13 protein-coding genes and 1 pseudogene are annotated in these 15,633 nt (G+C 57.6%); 9 read left to right on the top strand and 5 right to left on the bottom strand.

Annotation, left to right across the window (positions count from 1 at the left end):
- Positions 1–9: 9 nt before the first annotated feature.
- The 3 genes from LMTR21_RS27835 to LMTR21_RS27845 are packed head-to-tail and all read right to left on the bottom strand — an operon-like array spanning position 10 to position 3,578.
- A complete protein-coding gene (locus tag LMTR21_RS27835) occupies positions 10–1,578 on the bottom strand; it encodes a hypothetical protein (RefSeq protein ID WP_141688425.1) in 1,569 nt (522 codons plus the stop codon).
- A gap of 7 nt (positions 1,579–1,585) precedes the next feature.
- Complete coding sequence (locus LMTR21_RS27840) at positions 1,586–2,605, bottom strand: class I SAM-dependent methyltransferase (RefSeq protein ID WP_246174312.1); 1,020 nt, start codon at positions 2,603–2,605, stop codon at positions 1,586–1,588.
- Positions 2,562–3,578 (bottom strand): fatty acid desaturase family protein, encoded by a 1,017-nt coding sequence (locus LMTR21_RS27845; RefSeq protein ID WP_246174318.1) that lies wholly within the window; start codon positions 3,576–3,578, stop codon positions 2,562–2,564. The genes LMTR21_RS27840 and LMTR21_RS27845 overlap by 44 nt, the downstream gene beginning before the upstream one ends.
- A 93-nt stretch (positions 3,579–3,671) precedes the next feature.
- On the opposite strand from LMTR21_RS27845, the gene LMTR21_RS27850 reads away from it, so the two are divergent.
- Complete coding sequence (locus LMTR21_RS27850; protein ID WP_065754473.1) at positions 3,672–5,141, top strand: glycosyltransferase; 1,470 nt, start codon at positions 3,672–3,674, stop codon at positions 5,139–5,141.
- Between the two features lie 7 nt (positions 5,142–5,148).
- Positions 5,149–5,898: a class I SAM-dependent methyltransferase gene (locus LMTR21_RS27855; protein WP_065754472.1), complete on the top strand. Its 750-nt coding sequence runs from the start codon at positions 5,149–5,151 to the stop codon at positions 5,896–5,898.
- 190 nt (positions 5,899–6,088) lie between these two features.
- Here LMTR21_RS27855 and LMTR21_RS27860 read toward each other — a convergent pair whose 3' ends face one another.
- Positions 6,089–9,238, bottom strand: a complete 3,150-nt coding sequence (locus LMTR21_RS27860) for a M10 family metallopeptidase C-terminal domain-containing protein (protein WP_084030772.1) — start codon at positions 9,236–9,238, stop codon at positions 6,089–6,091.
- Between the two features lie 607 nt (positions 9,239–9,845).
- On the opposite strand from LMTR21_RS27860, the gene LMTR21_RS27865 reads away from it, so the two are divergent.
- Positions 9,846–11,039 (top strand): CaiB/BaiF CoA transferase family protein, encoded by a 1,194-nt coding sequence (locus LMTR21_RS27865; RefSeq protein WP_065754470.1) that lies wholly within the window; start codon positions 9,846–9,848, stop codon positions 11,037–11,039.
- A 158-nt stretch (positions 11,040–11,197) separates the two neighbouring features.
- On the opposite strand, the gene LMTR21_RS41525 is transcribed toward LMTR21_RS27865, so the two are convergent.
- A complete protein-coding gene (locus tag LMTR21_RS41525) occupies positions 11,198–11,326 on the bottom strand; it encodes a hypothetical protein (protein ID WP_283813517.1) in 129 nt (42 codons plus the stop codon).
- 50 nt (positions 11,327–11,376) lie between these two features.
- Between LMTR21_RS41525 and LMTR21_RS27870 the strand changes: the two genes are divergently transcribed.
- The 6 genes and pseudogenes from LMTR21_RS27870 to LMTR21_RS27900 all read left to right on the top strand — a co-directional run bounded on the left by LMTR21_RS27870 (position 11,377) and on the right by LMTR21_RS27900 (position 15,286).
- Positions 11,377–11,853, top strand: coding sequence for a type II 3-dehydroquinate dehydratase (locus LMTR21_RS27870; protein WP_065754469.1), 477 nt, complete (start codon positions 11,377–11,379; stop codon positions 11,851–11,853).
- Positions 11,854–11,864: 11 nt separating this feature from the next.
- Positions 11,865–12,524, top strand: coding sequence for a hypothetical protein (locus LMTR21_RS27875; protein WP_148636021.1), 660 nt, complete (start codon positions 11,865–11,867; stop codon positions 12,522–12,524).
- Positions 12,525–13,102: 578 nt separating this feature from the next.
- The gene (locus LMTR21_RS27885; RefSeq protein ID WP_065754466.1) at positions 13,103–14,329 is read left to right on the top strand and encodes a radical SAM protein; all 1,227 of its coding nucleotides are present in this window, start codon (positions 13,103–13,105) and stop codon (positions 14,327–14,329) included.
- A gap of 57 nt (positions 14,330–14,386) precedes the next feature.
- Positions 14,387–14,485 (top strand): annotated as a pseudogene (locus tag LMTR21_RS41260) (SOS response-associated peptidase); the annotation flags it as partial.
- A gap of 152 nt (positions 14,486–14,637) precedes the next feature.
- Positions 14,638–14,832, top strand: a complete 195-nt coding sequence (locus LMTR21_RS27895; protein WP_084030771.1) for a hypothetical protein — start codon at positions 14,638–14,640, stop codon at positions 14,830–14,832.
- A gap of 67 nt (positions 14,833–14,899) precedes the next feature.
- On the top strand, positions 14,900–15,286 hold the full coding sequence (locus tag LMTR21_RS27900) for a hypothetical protein (RefSeq protein WP_065754464.1): 387 nt from the start codon (positions 14,900–14,902) through the stop codon (positions 15,284–15,286).
- Positions 15,287–15,633 lie beyond the last annotated feature (347 nt).

Consider the following 15,633-nt stretch of genomic DNA (forward strand, 5'->3'; position numbering starts at 1 on the left):
AGCTACCAGCTAAGAGACACTCGCCGACGGATTCTTCGAAGCCCGAAGAAGTCCGCGGAGCCTCCACCAGCGGTTCGCGAAAAACTCATCCGCCACCTTTACGAAGCCGACGATGACTATTGGAATCAACGGGTGGGCGTGCCGATTGTCGCCAAAGATGTGGGCATAAAACGCCGCGACATAGATGACTGCAAAAGGAGCGGCCAAAGCCAGGAGACCAATCCGTTGTCCACGCCGGAAGCAAAGCAACAAGCCAAGCCAGCTCACGATGATCAGCGGATCGCTAACGAGAAGCGTAAGATGCAGGGGATCGCGGAATGACTTTAGCGAGTCGGTCACATAAGGACGAATTCTGGAAACATAGAAATTATCCGCTGCGTCGGTGAAGACATGCGTCGCCCTCGTGATTTCCGAGAACCTGTCGAACAGCTCCGTATAGTTCCCGTCGTCCACGCCGGAATTCCAGAGGAAATAACGTCGAATGTGGCTGAGCATCGCCGAGCCGGTTAGCTCACGTGTAAGTTGCCGGCTTGGTTGGCAGCACATGGGAGCAATCTGAAACCCGATCGACGCAAGCGGAAGCTGGAGTTGCCGCTCCATGATCCACATAGAAGACGTCCGGATGCGCCAGGCAGCGGATGCAATTTTTTGCCTGGCCTGATCGGAAGAAAGGCCCGCTCCAATCAAGTCATCATAAATGCGCTTCGCGTCATCATAGTTGACTGGTTGATTTCCAATCAGCCGCGTGCGGATCTCGGCGCTTAGAACGACTTCTTTCAGTGCGTGCGCCGTATCCTTGTCGAGGTTCCATGCGACATATGATGTATGTGTGAGAAGCAGCGCACTCGTGTTTGGCAGGAAGAAGCCTAGTCCCAGTGCGGCTCGGTAAAGCGGAAAGGCCAGTGTTCCAGCGGCCAAAGCCAGCGCCGTGACCGCATACAGAGGAAAGCGCCATGGCTTCCCTCGCCAGTACACAACTAATGCGGCAAGGAGACCTCCGACGACTCCCAGATAGGGCCGGAATTGCGCGGCAAGGATCGACAGCAGCAGCAGCACGAGCACGGAACGGCTCAGGGAGAAGCGCCCGTCTAGTGAACGGAGAGCCACTCCAAGCGACACCAGCAAGATCGATGCAGAAAAGGATTCCGTCATCGCAGCATTGTGAAACGAGGCAAAATAGGGATGAAGGCCACAGAGGATAACAGCGACCAACTGCGCCGGCCGGCTGAGCTTGTCCTTGAAAGCCAGAACAAAATAAGTGACGGCTGACGCGCTGAATGCCCCCTGCAGAATGGCCAACGCCGGCCACAGCCGTTCCTGAAAGATTGACTCCAACGCGTGAATCAGAAGCGGCAGTCCAGGAGTGAAGTGCTGATACAGGAAGCCAAACTGGGAACCATACAGTTGGCTAAGTTGGTCAACATCGAACAGAGCCATCCCGAGCTGAAAATAGGCGATCGAATCGATCCAATATTTCGCGCCGGTAACCAACATTGAATAAGCATGGGCGGCGCTCGAAAAAAGCAGCAGAATAACGCACCAAACGCGCTCGCTCCTATTGAAGAAAGTGCGCCACATCGTGGGGTCAGTCCGACACTGGCTTACGTGCAACCGTCTGCTGATTAGAGCTTTTCAAGCCAATTCCGATCGCCGCCATATCCAGCAGCGTGAAGCCAGCAAGAGCCACGATGTTTTGAAGATCGAACAGTCGCGCGGTCCAAGTCCTCGGACCGAAACGCTCTTGCAGAGCGGCTTGCAAGGAGTAGCACCAAATCACGGGAGCCGGTAAGCTTTTCTGATGCACAACTTCAAAGCCTGCTTCTTTAAGCAGCCTCGCGAGCCGTTTGAAGTTGTAGAGGTTGAGATGGCGCGGGACGTAATACCCGCCCCAAGTGCCATTCAGGAACAAATTTCGATCGTACCCGTCAGTGTCGGGCGTTTCGATGGCAATAACGCCGCCGGGCTTTAAAGTGGTAGCGAGCTTGGCTAGTCCTATCCTTGGCTCCCAAAGATGCTCGACCAGTTGATACATCAGTATCCGATCGAAGAAGTTCTCAGGCAGGGCTGCGTCCTCGAGCGTGCCCTCCACAAGATGAATGCCGGCGGCCTCCAATTCTTCCCGGGTGGCTGCCGGAAAATGCCAATCCAGACCATAAAGCTCGAGGTCCGGCCGAACGGTTGCCAAGGCCCGCAATAATTCACCGTTGCCGCATCCGACATCCAGTATCCGCATGCCTTTCGCAAGCACGCCGGCGACCGTCTTGAATCGCCTGAAGTTCACCGTGTTCTTAATGACCGCCAGCAGGTTGTATCCGCTGCGAAATTTGGAGGAGAAAGTCCCGTAATTGCTTGGGTACATCACTGGCAGCGAACTGATTGTCGGCTGCGGGTTCAGGTATATGTGCTCGCAACGCTCGCAGGTGACGAGTGAAAGATATACGTCGCTTGCCTGATAGATGTAGTCACGTCCGCACGCGATCTCGCGCGAAGTATCGAACCCGCAACAGGAACATGTTGTCGGTCGGGTTTCGAGAGTGCGTTCGGAGCCTTGCCCCACGGGCTTAGAGTCGCATTGCATCTTCAATTGCACCCGAGAAATCGTCATGCTGCTTGTTTCGCGCTAGCTGCAGGAACTTCAGAAAACCGCTGCTCTGCAGCGAACTAGGGAACTGCCGGTAGAAACCGTTCGCGACGAGGTGGAGATGCAGTTTTCCGAGGTTATGTCGAGGTACGGTTGGAAAAAGGTGATGCTCGACGTGATAGTTGAAGTTCGCCTGATACAGCATCCACTTCTCAAACCGGCCGGGCACCGTGGTGCGCACGACGGGTCGCATCGCCGCCTCTACACCGTCGCGAAATTGGGGGAAATCTTCGGGCTGATGCTCAGCGACCGAACGCACGATGTTAAGGGCGACCGCGACCGCAACGATCGGATACACCCAAAGCACCGCGTAAAGGTACCAGCGACCGGAGAGTACGCATAGCGACACCAGGGTTAAATTGAATACGACCGTTATCAATGGACCGACCCATCGCGGCGAAACCGGCGGCACAGACTCCGAGCGCCTGCCGATGTACTTGGTCCTTGCCAACCAAAGACCTGTCAACCCAATGAGTGTCCGGCCCATGGCCGCCATCAACGCCCGTCTGCCCCGTACGTCGATGTGGTAGGGGTAGCCGTCCTGGTCGAGGTCCGTCCCGAGATGCGCGTGATGTGATGAATGACGCTCGCGATAGGCGGCCACAGTAATCCCGATCGGCCCTGCAAAAAAAACGTCACTCCAGATATCGTTGACACGACGATCGTCAAATAGGGAAAAGTGAGAAGCTTCGTGCACCCAAAGCAGCATGGCTTGCGCGAGCGCGCACGATACAAGAAAGGGAATGAAGACTAACCAAAGCGGCCCTAGAAGTGCCAAAGCCCAAGCCAAAATCAGTTGCAGCCAAATAGCGGCCGTGGCCACGAAGATCGCCGCCGGCCGCTTCTCTTTCAAACCTGCAAGAAACTCCTTGTCAACCGCCTGGTGGGCAGCTCGCGCCATTTCTGAATATTTTGGATCCACCTTCGCCTCCGGCATGTTAACAATCAACCGTCACATCGCTAAATTCACGCTGTACTGTCGAAGCGCTCGCCAGGTCGACAAGATCTGGGTTCCGGTACCGAGGTTGTAATGATTTTAGAGAGAACCGTCCATTCTGTCCTTCCCTCGTTCAAGAATGCGCGCAAGCAGGAGCTGCTCGAGCACGTTGAGGCCCATATCGATGAGCAGGATCGCTGGCGCCGTATAAATCGTGCGTATTACGACTCAGATCATAAATTCATGCAGTTTCTGGTTCCCCCGGGAAAGCGAGTACTTGAGTTGGGCTGCGGTCGTGGGGACTTGCTCGCTGCCTTGCAGCCCTCTTATGGCGTTGGCGTTGACTTCAGCAGTTCGATGGTCGCAAAAGCCAAAGCGATGCATCCGCATCTGCAATTTATTCTGGGTGACGCAGAAGAGCAGGCGACGCTGGCTTCGATCGAAGGTCCTTTCGATTATATCGTAGTCGCCGATACAATCGGAATGTTCGAAAACATCGACGACACACTGAGGATGGCGCATCACCTGAGTGCACCTTCTACGCGTATTATTATCTCTTACTACTCTCACCTATGGGAGCCAATATTAAAGCTTGGCGAATTGCTGAGGCTGAAGAGCCGGCAGCCAAAGATCAACTACATCGCGACTGCCGATTTTCTAAACTTGATGGACCTGGCGGATTTTGAAGTGGTCAGGCAGGAGCAGCGGCAACTATTGCCGCGGCATCTTTTCGGATTGGGTCGATTCGTCAACCGCTTCATCGCCCCATTGCCTGGGATACGGCATCTGTGCTTGCGGACCTACATCATCGGTCGACCGGTGCGGCGGTTTCCTGACCGGAATTTTTCGGTAAGCATCGTCATTCCCTGCCGCAATGAGACGGGCAATATCGAGAACGCCATTCTACGGATGCCGAAGTTTGGTGCACGGCAAGAGATACTGTTCGTCGAAGGCAATTCCAGCGACAATACGTTCGCGGAATGCGAAAGGGTTCGTGATGCCTATAAGGACACCTGGAACATCAAGGTGCTGAAGCAGGACGGGAGGGGCAAGGGAGACGCCGTGCGAAAGGGCTTTGCAGCGGCGACCGGTGACGTCCTGATGATTTTGGATGCCGACCTGACCATGCCGCCAGAAGCGCTCCCAAAGTATCACGCGGTAATAGAGACCGGAAAGGCGGAGTTCGTCAACGGAACCCGCCTGATATACCCGATGGAGGAGGAGGCGATGCGTCCCCTCAACCTCATCGCTAACAGGTTCTTCGCGTATTTATTCAGTTATCTCGTCAGTACCCGGTTGACGGACACGCTGTGCGGCACCAAGGCGCTGATGCGAAAGGATTACGAGGTGCTGGCGAGGGAGCGCAACTATTTCGGCGACTTCGATCCGTTCGGTGACTTCGACTTGATCTTTGGTGCGGCGAAGCAGAACCTTAAAATAGTCGAAACGCCAGTCCATTATAGAGCACGCACCTTCGGTGAGACTCAGATCTCGCGTTTTCGAGACGGCTGGCTGCTGTTGAAAATGGTGTGGTTCGCGTATCGCAAGCTCAAAGCCGTCTGATTGTGTCATGACAGACGACCTAGCCGGCTTGGACCAGCGTCAGATTGTTCATCGGGGCGCGTGGGAAAGGAAGCCCTCAGTCCGTTTGATCTACAGGGATTTCCACGAAAGACTGCTTCGAGCCTGTCCTGAAGGCCGCATTCTTGACATTGGTGGTGGAACCGCTCATGTCAAGAATTTCAGGCCTGACGTGATTTCCACTGACATCCTTTCGTTTCCGGGGATCGACGTCGTTGCGGATGCGCATCGGCTGCCGTTCGCGGATGATTTCTTTTCGGGTGTGGTGATGTTAGACGTGCTGCATCATCTGGAACGCCCGGTCGAATTCCTAAAGGAAGCTTCGCGCGTGCTGAAACCCGGCGGACGTCTCGCGATGATCGAACCGGCGATGACAACTCTGGCGCGCCCGTTCTATGAGCGTTTTCATGAGGAGCCGGTGGATATGACCACCGATCCTTTTGCTGAAGTGGCGATCAATTCCGATCGCGATCCGTTCGACGCTAATCAGGCTGTCCCGACGTTGTTGTTTGCAACTGTAGCGGCTCGCACACGGGTCGAAGAAGCGATTCCCTCCCTCGCGGTGAGGAGCGTAACGTGGCTAAGCCTGTTCGCTTATCCTTTGAGCGGAGGATTTCAGCCCTGGTCCCTCATGCCGGCATATTTAGTTCGCTCGATGCTGGCCTTCGAAGAACGAGTGCCCGAAGTTGTAAGAAAACACATTGCATTTCGTATGATGGTCGTATTGGAGCGACTCTAGCACTGATCAAACTGAAGCCGCGGCTGACATTCATATATGACACAAGCATCAGTTTCCAAGGCGACGTTCATAACCTTGCGACTGCCCAATGCAACGACGCCTTTTGCTGGTCCAAGACCGATCCTGATGCGTTGTTGGAGCTGCCACGTTCATAGATGGTGCCGAGCAGCCCCCCGCTCCCTTCGCTGACCTAGAGGAAGTGAAACGCGCTCAGGTTCGCCAAAATTGCATTATCCTGATCGACGACATTGACCGCAGTATCATGCTCGCCGTTTGTTTGCGCTCGCGGCCATTCCAAATGTCCGTTTTGTATCTCGTCCAAGAGAGCCTTCAACTGCTCGTCGATAAATGGCGCAAATCCATTCGGAATTAGATTCGCGCCATCAATATACGCCGCAGATCCCGCCTCGATGCCTGCGCGGAATGCGAATTGTTCTTTGCTATCGATGGTGAGTGGAAGCGCCTGCGACGAAACACCTGGAATCAAGCCGATCCCACCGTTTGCTGCGATCGCCTCTGAGAGAGGCCCAATCGTCCCATCCCCATTGAGGTCTTGATGAAACCTGACTTCTGTCGACGCCAAGGACGTGCTGGTTCCCGACATCACCCCGGAATTGGAGATGTAGTTGCCGTTGTTATCTGTATACCATAACCCATACTGATCTGAGGCTTGGTCCCTCCAAGCGATTTCGTATCCAGTTGCCGTCTGCTCCGCACCGATCGGTTCGAAGGTGCCAAACTGACCGGCGACGACTTCCGAACCAGCATACTTCAGCGAAACCTGCGATCCCCCGATATCAAGATAGAAATTGTTTCCAATATGGACCAGGTCTGTCGCACCTGAAGATTCGATTGTTGTTGCTGCGGAAGGCGGCATGCCTATCACGCCATCGCCATTCAGATCCTGTTGGAAGCTGGTTTCACTCGACTGCAGCGAAGCACTGGCGCCCGCCATAACGCCGCTATTTCCAAGGTAATTACCGTTGCTGTCCGTGTACCAAATTCCATATTGATCAGCACCTGTGACCTTCCAGGCAATTTCATACCCGGTAGCGGACTGCTCTGCGCCGATTGGTACAAACGCTCCGAACTGGCCCGTTACTACGGCAGCGCCAGCGTATTTCAGTGATGGACCCGAACCGCCATTATAAAGATAAAAATTGCTCCCAACCTGAGTTAGGCTGGTCGCTCCATTCGCTTCAATGATCGTGGGAATAGAGCCAACTACCCCATCGCCGTTGAGATCTTGGACGAAACTGGTCTCAGATGATTTAAGCGTAGCGCTGGTCCCGGAGAGAACTCCGCTGTTTGAAATATAGTTGCCGGCGTTATCTACATTCCAAATTCCATAGCTGTCGGTACCGCTGACTTTCCAGGCAATTTGGTATCCAGTAGCTATCTGCTCCGCTCCGATCGGCACATATGCGCCAAACTGACCGGCAACCACGGCAGCACCCGCATATTTCAGCGTAGGCCCCGATCCGTTGTTGTAGAGATAAAATTGATTCCCGATCTGCGTGAGGTCGGTCGATCCAAATGCTTCGATTACGATCGGAGGAGGCACGCCGATCCTCCCGTCCCCGTTCAAATCCTGATCGAAACTGTTCTCAAAGGACGAGAGTTCGGCTCCCGAGATAACTCCGGTATTCGAGATGTAGTTGCCGTTGCTGTCCGTGTACCAAACCCCATATTGATTCGAACCCAGCACTCTCCAGGCAACCTCATATCCGTTTGCCGTCTGCTCCGCAGCAATAGGCACATAAGGATCGAACTGCCCCACAACGATCGCGGCGCCACCATATTTCAGCGTCGGGCCGGACGAGGTGCCGTTGGCATAAAGATAGAAATTGGCACCGGACTGGGTCAGCGTCGTCGCGCCCATCGCCTCGATCACGATGGGCACGGAGTAAGCCCCCACCACATCGGCCAAGCTTATTGCAACGTTGCCGGTGAAATCGATCGCGAAATCGGCGACGCCGTTGCCGTTGGTATCGCCCTGCAGCGTCGTGAGGCCGGTCGAGCTGTTGTAGAAATAATTGAGTTCGCCGGCCGCACCGCTGAAGCCGGCGGTCGCGATGAACCTGAACTGATCGTAGCTGCCAGTGCTGCTGATCGCGTCGTACCCGCTGAGGTCGACGTGGTCCGTGCCGGAAGCGAAATCGGTGATGCGGTCATGCTGACCGCTCGTGGCCGAGCTATCGCCGAACAGGAATACGAACGTGTCGGCGTCGGCGCCGCCGGTCAGGTTGTCGACGCCGGAGCCCCCGATCAGCCTGTCGTTTCCGGCGCCGCCGATCAGCGTATCGTTGCCGCCGCCGCCATTCAACGTATTGGCGATCGCATTGCCGGTGACGGCGTCATTTCCCGAACCACCAATGGCATTGTCGATATAGGATCGCGCGTCGCCGTTGAACAAATAGGCGTTGTAGATATTCCCGGCCGCATAGTGGCCGTTTCCGAGATAGGCAAGCTGCGTGCTCGACGTGATCGAGGATGCGCCGGGATTGAGATTGATCGTTACGGCCGTCGTGTAGTTCGACAGGTCATAGGTATCGACGCCGTTACCGTCCCAGACTGTCTCGAATACACGGTTCGCCGAACCTCCGACACCATTGCCCGGCGCGAGCTGCGCAACGCCATTGATGAACGCCTGCCCCGTCGCCGGGCTCCAGGAGTAGACGGTGTTCTCGCTATGGGTCGAGTAGTTCGCGCCGTAAAGCGTCTGCAGGGCCAGGATATCGTTGGCCATGTAGGTCTGCGAGAAACCGTAGGATTCGGCTGTGTATCCCGTGAGCGGCGCACCGGCATAGCTGCGATAGCTCATGACGGTATATTCGGAATTGTCGTGTGCCGCGGGCACCGCGACATTGGCGACACCGCCGGTTTCCTGGCTGTGCTTGAGGCCCAGAGCGTGGCCGAGCTCATGCAGCGCGGTAGCGAAATAGTAATTTCCTAGCGCAGCAAGCGAGTAATTATATGCGGTTCCGAACCAGACATCGCCACCGGCCGGCACATTAGCGGGGTAATAGGCGTAGGACGTCGGATTGGCGGCAGGCGACTGGGCGATCGCGATATCCGCTCCGTTCGTTCCTGCGTACTGAAAGCTGGCATTGGTGTAGCCGGCAATCAGCGAAATGGCGTAATGGATGGCTTGCTGCATCGCAGCCGGCGCCGACGAAAAACCTGAGGTGGTCGGCTCGCCATTGCCAAAATAGCTGGCAGAGTAATCGCTCGGGGAATCCGGGAAGCTATAGGAGATCGTGCCGGACCATTTCGTGCCGCGCAGCAGACCATCAATTTCCGGATTGTTGGTTTGGGTAACCCCTGCAGCCGTTGCCAAGTGTATCTCCGGGAAATTCCTGCTTTACCTGATTCGGGCGGCCTTCATTTCCAGGCGATTCAGGTTTCGATCAAGTTACAATGCGATGCTAAAACTGTTTGGGTGGGTTCCGGTGATCGGAAATGTCCAGAATACACCGTGGGTTCAACCATGCGAAGACTGTTCCGCGTTAGCGCTGCGCCAGGGTTGTTTACCGCTTCTTTAGCATTTACGATCTCTTTACTGACCGTGGCAGTCCTCCTGCCGGATTCGGATCGGTTACTTCGAAAAGGTCATTTGTCCATGGCCAAAGCCATCGCTTCGGATGCAAGGCCTGACACGGCTCCCGCAAGGACCATGCCGCCCGCACGCGATCCAAAGCTGGCGGTGGAGGAAGAATATCAAATAGCGCGGCGACTGAACACGGTTCAGTCGCTGGAGCTCTTCATCGCAAGGCACCCCGACGACCCCCTCGCTGCGAGAGCGCGAGCCGATTTGCGGTCGTTATCGCGCTAACCCCGACATGCCATGCATCCCGGCGCGGACAGCATCCGCGATGATGGCATGACAAGCCCATGTATTTCGCCGATAATTTGAGCTTGACCAATTGTTGGCTGGAGATTTCTTGATGCCCTCCCCCCGCGCTTCACAGGCCCTTTCCCGGTTCACCGTGCTCGATCTGACCCGCGTTCGCTCCGGGCCGACCTGTGTTCGGCAGCTGGCGGACTGGGGCGCCAACGTCATCAAGATCGACGCGTTGCTGGAGGACGGCGGCGGCGAGCAGCCGGGCGGCCCGCGCCAGGGCTCGGACTTCCAGAATTTGCACCGCAACAAGCGGGCCATGACGCTGAATTTGAAGGATCCCAGGGGTCTGGAAGTGTTCAAGCGCCTCGCGGGGCAGGCCGACGTGGTGGTCGAGAACTTCCGTCCCGACGTGAAGGCCAAGCTCGGCATCGACTATGAGAGCCTGCGCCAGATCAATCCGCGCCTCGTCTATGGCAGCATCTCCGGCTTCGGCCAGGACGGCCCCTATCACAAGCGGCCGGGCTTCGATCAGATCGCGCAGGGCATGGGCGGGCTGATGTCGATCACCGGCGCCCCCGGCGAGGGCCCGATGCGGGTCGGCATTCCCGTCGCTGACCTCACTGCCGGGCTGTTCTGCGCGCTCGGCATCCTCACGGCACTGCTGGAGCGCGACGTCTCCGGCGAGGGCCAGTGGGTGCAGACCTCGCTGCTGCAGGCGCAGATCTTCATGCTGGATTTCCAGGCCTCGCGCTGGCTGATGGAAAAGGACGTCGCCAGGCAGGCCGGCAACAACCATCCGACCTCGATCCCGACCGGCGTCTTCAAGACCTCCGACGGTTACATCAACATCGCCACCACGGGTGGGCGGATCTGGGAGCGCTGCGCGCAGGCGATCGGCGCGCCTGAGCTGATCACCAATCCCGATTACGCCACCGCGCCCGCGCGCTCGAAGAACCGCGACGCGCTCAATGCCGCGATCGGCAAGCTCACCGAGAAGAAATCGACCGAAACCTGGGTCAGGGAATTGAACGAGGCCGGCGTGCCCTGCGGCCCGATCTATTCAATCGACCAGATGTTCGACGATGCCCAGGTCAGGCATCTCGGCATCGCCCAGCACGTGCCCAACGACGAGAATCGCCACATCCAGCTCGTCGGCCAGCCGGTATCGCTGTCGCGCACGCCAAGCACGATGGCCGCGCGGCCGCCGGAATTCGGCGAACAGACCGAGGAAGTGCTGGCCGAGTTCGGCTTCGCAAAGGACGAGATCGCTGAGTTGCGGCAGCGCAAGGTGGTGTGATCCGCCCGAACCGTCATTGCGAGCCACGAGGCGCCGCCGGATGACAGGCTCCGCGAAGTAATCCATCTAACCCGTTGAAATGGATTGCTTCGTCGCGCTGCTCCCTTGCACGAGCGCTTCGCGCTTGTTGCAGGCAATGACGCGGTGAGAGCTCCGCCCTACTTCGGCAACGCCGTTGCCAGCGGCTGCTCCATGCAATTCTTCACATGCGCGATCAGCGTTTCGGTCACGGTCTTCAGATCACGCTTTAGCGCGGCTTCGAGCAGGCCGTAGGGCCGGGCTGACATGTCGCCACCATCGGCTACACTGCCCCTCATTTTCCCGTGAAAGGCATTCCATGCGCATCATGATCCTCAATGGTCCTAACCTCAACATGCTCGGCATCCGCGAGCCGCACATCTACGGCTCGACCACGCTCGACGCCATCAAGGCCTCCTGCGAGGAGTTCGCCGCCTTTGCCGGCGCGGTGCTGGCGTTCCACCAGTCCAACCATGAGGGCGTGCTGGTCGACCTGATCCAGTCCGCGCGGACCTCAGCGGACGCCCTCATCATCAACCCCGCCGCCTATTCCTTCACCTCGATTGCGATGTTCGACGCCATGAAGATCTTCGAAGGTCCGATCTACGAGGTGCATATTTCGAACATCCATGCCCGCGACGAGCTGCACCGGCACTCCAAGCTCTCGGCCGCGGTCAAGGGCGTGATCGCCGGCCTCGGCCCCTACGGCTACATCGTCGCGATGCAGGCCGCGCTGCAGGGCGCCGGCAAGCTGCCCGCGGCCCTCCCGGCCGCCGTGCGCGTCGGACCGAAGTAAGGAACCCCGCCATGCAGGGAGCCGGCTATCTCGCCATCTGGAGCGATCTGACGCCGCAGGACGAAACCGACTGGGCGCACTGGATCACGCGCGAACATGCCGCCGAGCGCGTCGGCATCGATGGTTTTCTGGCGTGCCGCATTTTTCGCGCGCTGGGTGCATCAGTGAACCGCTACTTCATCCTCTATGAGCTCGAGGATAAGCGCGTCGTCGGCGGACCGGATTATCTGGCCCGGCTCAACGCGCCGACGCCATGGTCGCAGCGCATCATGCCCCGGCTCGGCAATTTCGCGCGCGGCGGCGGCCGCGTTGCGGCCTCCGCCGGCACCGGCCAGGGCGGTATCGTCGCGCCCTTGCGGCTCGACGCCGTCCCGCCCTGGGACGCCGCCGGAATCGTCGCCGAACTCGCCCGCCTCGACCGGATCATCGCCGCACGCGTGCTCCTCACCGACGTCGCGCAGACCTCGATCAAGACCCGCGAGAAAGGCATGCGGGCCAACGACGGCTCCTTCGCCGCGCTGCTGCTGATCGAGGGACTCGAAGAGCCCGCGGTCCGCGACGCCCTCGCTCACTTGCGCAAGATCCTTCCTGCCGAGGAGCAAGGGGCCATCGATGCTCTGCCGCTCTACCGGCTCGCGTTCAGCCTGCCGAAGCGGCTGTTACCGGGCTGAAGCGCAGACGATGAAGGCAGCTCGCTTTTGCGCCGTCAGAAGCAGTTACCCCGACCTCACCACATTTCGGCTACAATAAAGGAGGCATACTTTCTCCGCTGCTCAACCGGTGAACACCGGCCTTTCGTTCGATCCCTCGACTGCTTCGCGAAAAGAGGAGCATGATCATGGCGATAACGACGCTGAAGGTTTTGGCGAGCCTCCTGCAACTGCACGGTCCAGGCGCAACAATACAGAGCGACCACCAAGGCATTGACGCGTTGCTGAATGACCTGCGTGGACAGGGTGCCGATCCCGTGGCAACCGAGGTTGCCTTCAGACGAGGCGCATTTGCCAGAGGGCCGCGTGCAGGTGCTTTTCGCAGAGCGGGGGGATACTATCCGGGTGCCGGCGCGTTCCGCAGAGGGGGATTTCTCCGAGGCTACTAGGCTAGAGCCCCTTCGGTTCTGATCAAATCAGAACCGGCTCTGGATTCTTGATTTGACGCGTTTTCTTAACGCGAACCGGGATCCACTTCGCTCGAAAGCGCTATGGTCGAAGACTGGTAATCATTTCATCCAGCCCATTTCGGTGCCGGCATGTCGGCTGACGATTCAGATTCCACTGCCTTTCGGGACCAGCCGATCACCCAGTTGCTGGTCAAGGTAGCAACGAGGTGCAACATTGATTGCTCCTATTGCTATTGGTTCCGCGACGCCGCTGTCTACGACAAGCCAAAGCTGATGAGCAGCCGCGTGTTGCATCAATTATTTCAGCGCATCGAACAGCATGTCGCGAGACACTCCCTTGTCGATTTTCCCACCGTTCTGCACGGCGGTGAGCCCTTGCTGTGGGGCGTTGAGAATTTCCACCGTTTTGCCGAAGCCTGTGAAGACATTTCATCACGAACAGGCTGCGAAATACCGATCGCGGTTACAACGAATGGCGTGCTGATCGATGATGAATGGCTGGACTGCTTCGAGACGCGCAACATCTCGGTTGCGATCAGCCTTGATGGACCAGAACATATTCACGACATTCACCGCCGCACGTTTCAAGGCACGGGCACCCACGCCGCCGTGGAACGCGCTGCCCGCATGCTGGTATCGCGCGACATTGGCGTCATGGCATTGGCCGTCTGCAATCCCGCCTACCCGCCGGCAGAGTATGTCGAGTTCTTCGCGAAGTGCGGGATTTCAAGCTATGACATCATGATTCCCGATGCGACGGTGGATGAGAAGCCCGCATCCATCGCCTCGTTCTATAATGGCCTGTTCGACCTGTGGCTGGCGGCCAATCGCAGCGCGCCGACAACCAGTATCCGGATCGTTTCCGACATGATCACCGCCCTGCTCGGCAACAATTCGCCCACCGAGGGCGTCGGGCACAAGCCGGTCGAACTTTGCACCGTCATGACCGATGGCACCGTGGAGGCCCACGACGTGTTGCGGATCGCGGGCGACGGATTCACCCAGACCAGGTTCAACATCTTCGATCATGCCATCGATGACGTCAGGAACGAGCCTCGCTGGCAAGCCGCGCGCGATGCTTCAATCTATCTTTGCGAAAAGTGCCGAGCGTGCAAGTTCATGAACGCCTGCGGCGGCGGCTATCTTCCGCATCGTTTTTCCAGGAACAATGGTTACGACAATCCGTCGGTCTATTGCGACGACCTCTATTCGATGTTCGAGAACATGCAATCCATATTGGAGAGCCAACTTTACGTCAGCAAGCCAGGCGGGGAGCGCATCAACGTGCGAGGCACGCTGCCGGGCACCGAGTTAGAACGTGAACTCATGCCATCGGCTCCGGCACACGATTCATAGCCCGATTGGGAACTGATTTGCTTTGCACGCAAGCGCAATTTCAATGCGCAATTGCGACCGCCGATCACAAACATCCGCAACACATCATCGCCGCACTGGCGCGGCTCGCTCAAGCCGGAGAACCACTGCTTGGTCCCCGCTAACAGCTTCTCCAAGTGAGGGTGATGGCGGAAGGCTGCGCGACGCCGCCGATTACACGGTCGCCGTTCCTGGGAAGACATCTGGGCAGGAGCGTTGGCAGATCGCTGTCCATCACCTGATGCTCGCAGCCGAGCGCGGCGGCACCGTCAGAGAGCATGCAGCCGCCCATGTTCGAAAGCATCTTGGCGAGCCCGTTGATCACTCGCTCCATCGTGATCGCAGTCCTTTCGACCGTTCTCGGTCACCGCCGCGTCAAGGAGCGCGAGACGGGCAGCAAAATCAGCATTCTTGAGCAACGCGAGAACGCGGTCCTGGCCGCGCGGTCCACCGGAAAACCCACCAAAAATCCTGGCGTCCGCTAATGGCCGGACGTCAGTTTACCCAAACGCGACGGAACGGTTAAGATACCGTCTGTGCGGGAAGCTAGTCATGATCGAAGCTATCAGAAGATATTGGGCCGAAGCTAGACGAGCGCATATCATCTCGCAGCAGGTCAACAGTATCTTGAGCCGCTATCGGCGCATGAACCGCGACGACAGGTACTGGGTCCGTTCCGCGTTCGTTGCAGTTCGTAACGAATTTGAAGACCAGTTCGGCCCGGTCGGAGAATGGCCGATTGGTCGGAAAAAGGCGATCGCGGAGCAGATAATGAAAGCTGCCAAGACTGCGGGCAACAACCTAGCGTCCGAAACCACACGTATCAGCGCCAATGGCAGCGCACTGCTTTCGCTCTATCTAGAGGCAAAAGCATTGCCGCGAGCAAAGGCGCTCGACGCAGTTGAGGCCGTAGAACAGTGGTTGGCGGATGAAAGCTAAGTGCGTCAGAGAATATCCAAAGCTGTCATCGATAGGCATCCCTTCTAGTGTGTGCAATTTTGCCCGAGGCACACCGGCGTCCGGTTTAACCTCGCCGGCGAACATGATGCGTTTCATCCGAGCTGGCGTTAGCCGCCCCGGTACAAATCGAATTCGTCAACCGGGTGCCGCAGGCCGCTGGAAAAGCCAGTCGACGTTCCATTGCAGAGGAGCAACACGAAGCCGGCATCTCGGCTGCGCGTGGGCGAGCTTCGGGGGCACTCGGTTCAGCGGGTTGCGATTGTCCTGTTCATCGCAAGATGGCATGGACTCGGAATAGACTGGCCACAACAAAGTTAAACCGCGCT

Source organism: Bradyrhizobium paxllaeri (assembly GCF_001693515.2).
Lineage (GTDB): Bacteria > Pseudomonadota > Alphaproteobacteria > Rhizobiales > Xanthobacteraceae > Bradyrhizobium > Bradyrhizobium paxllaeri.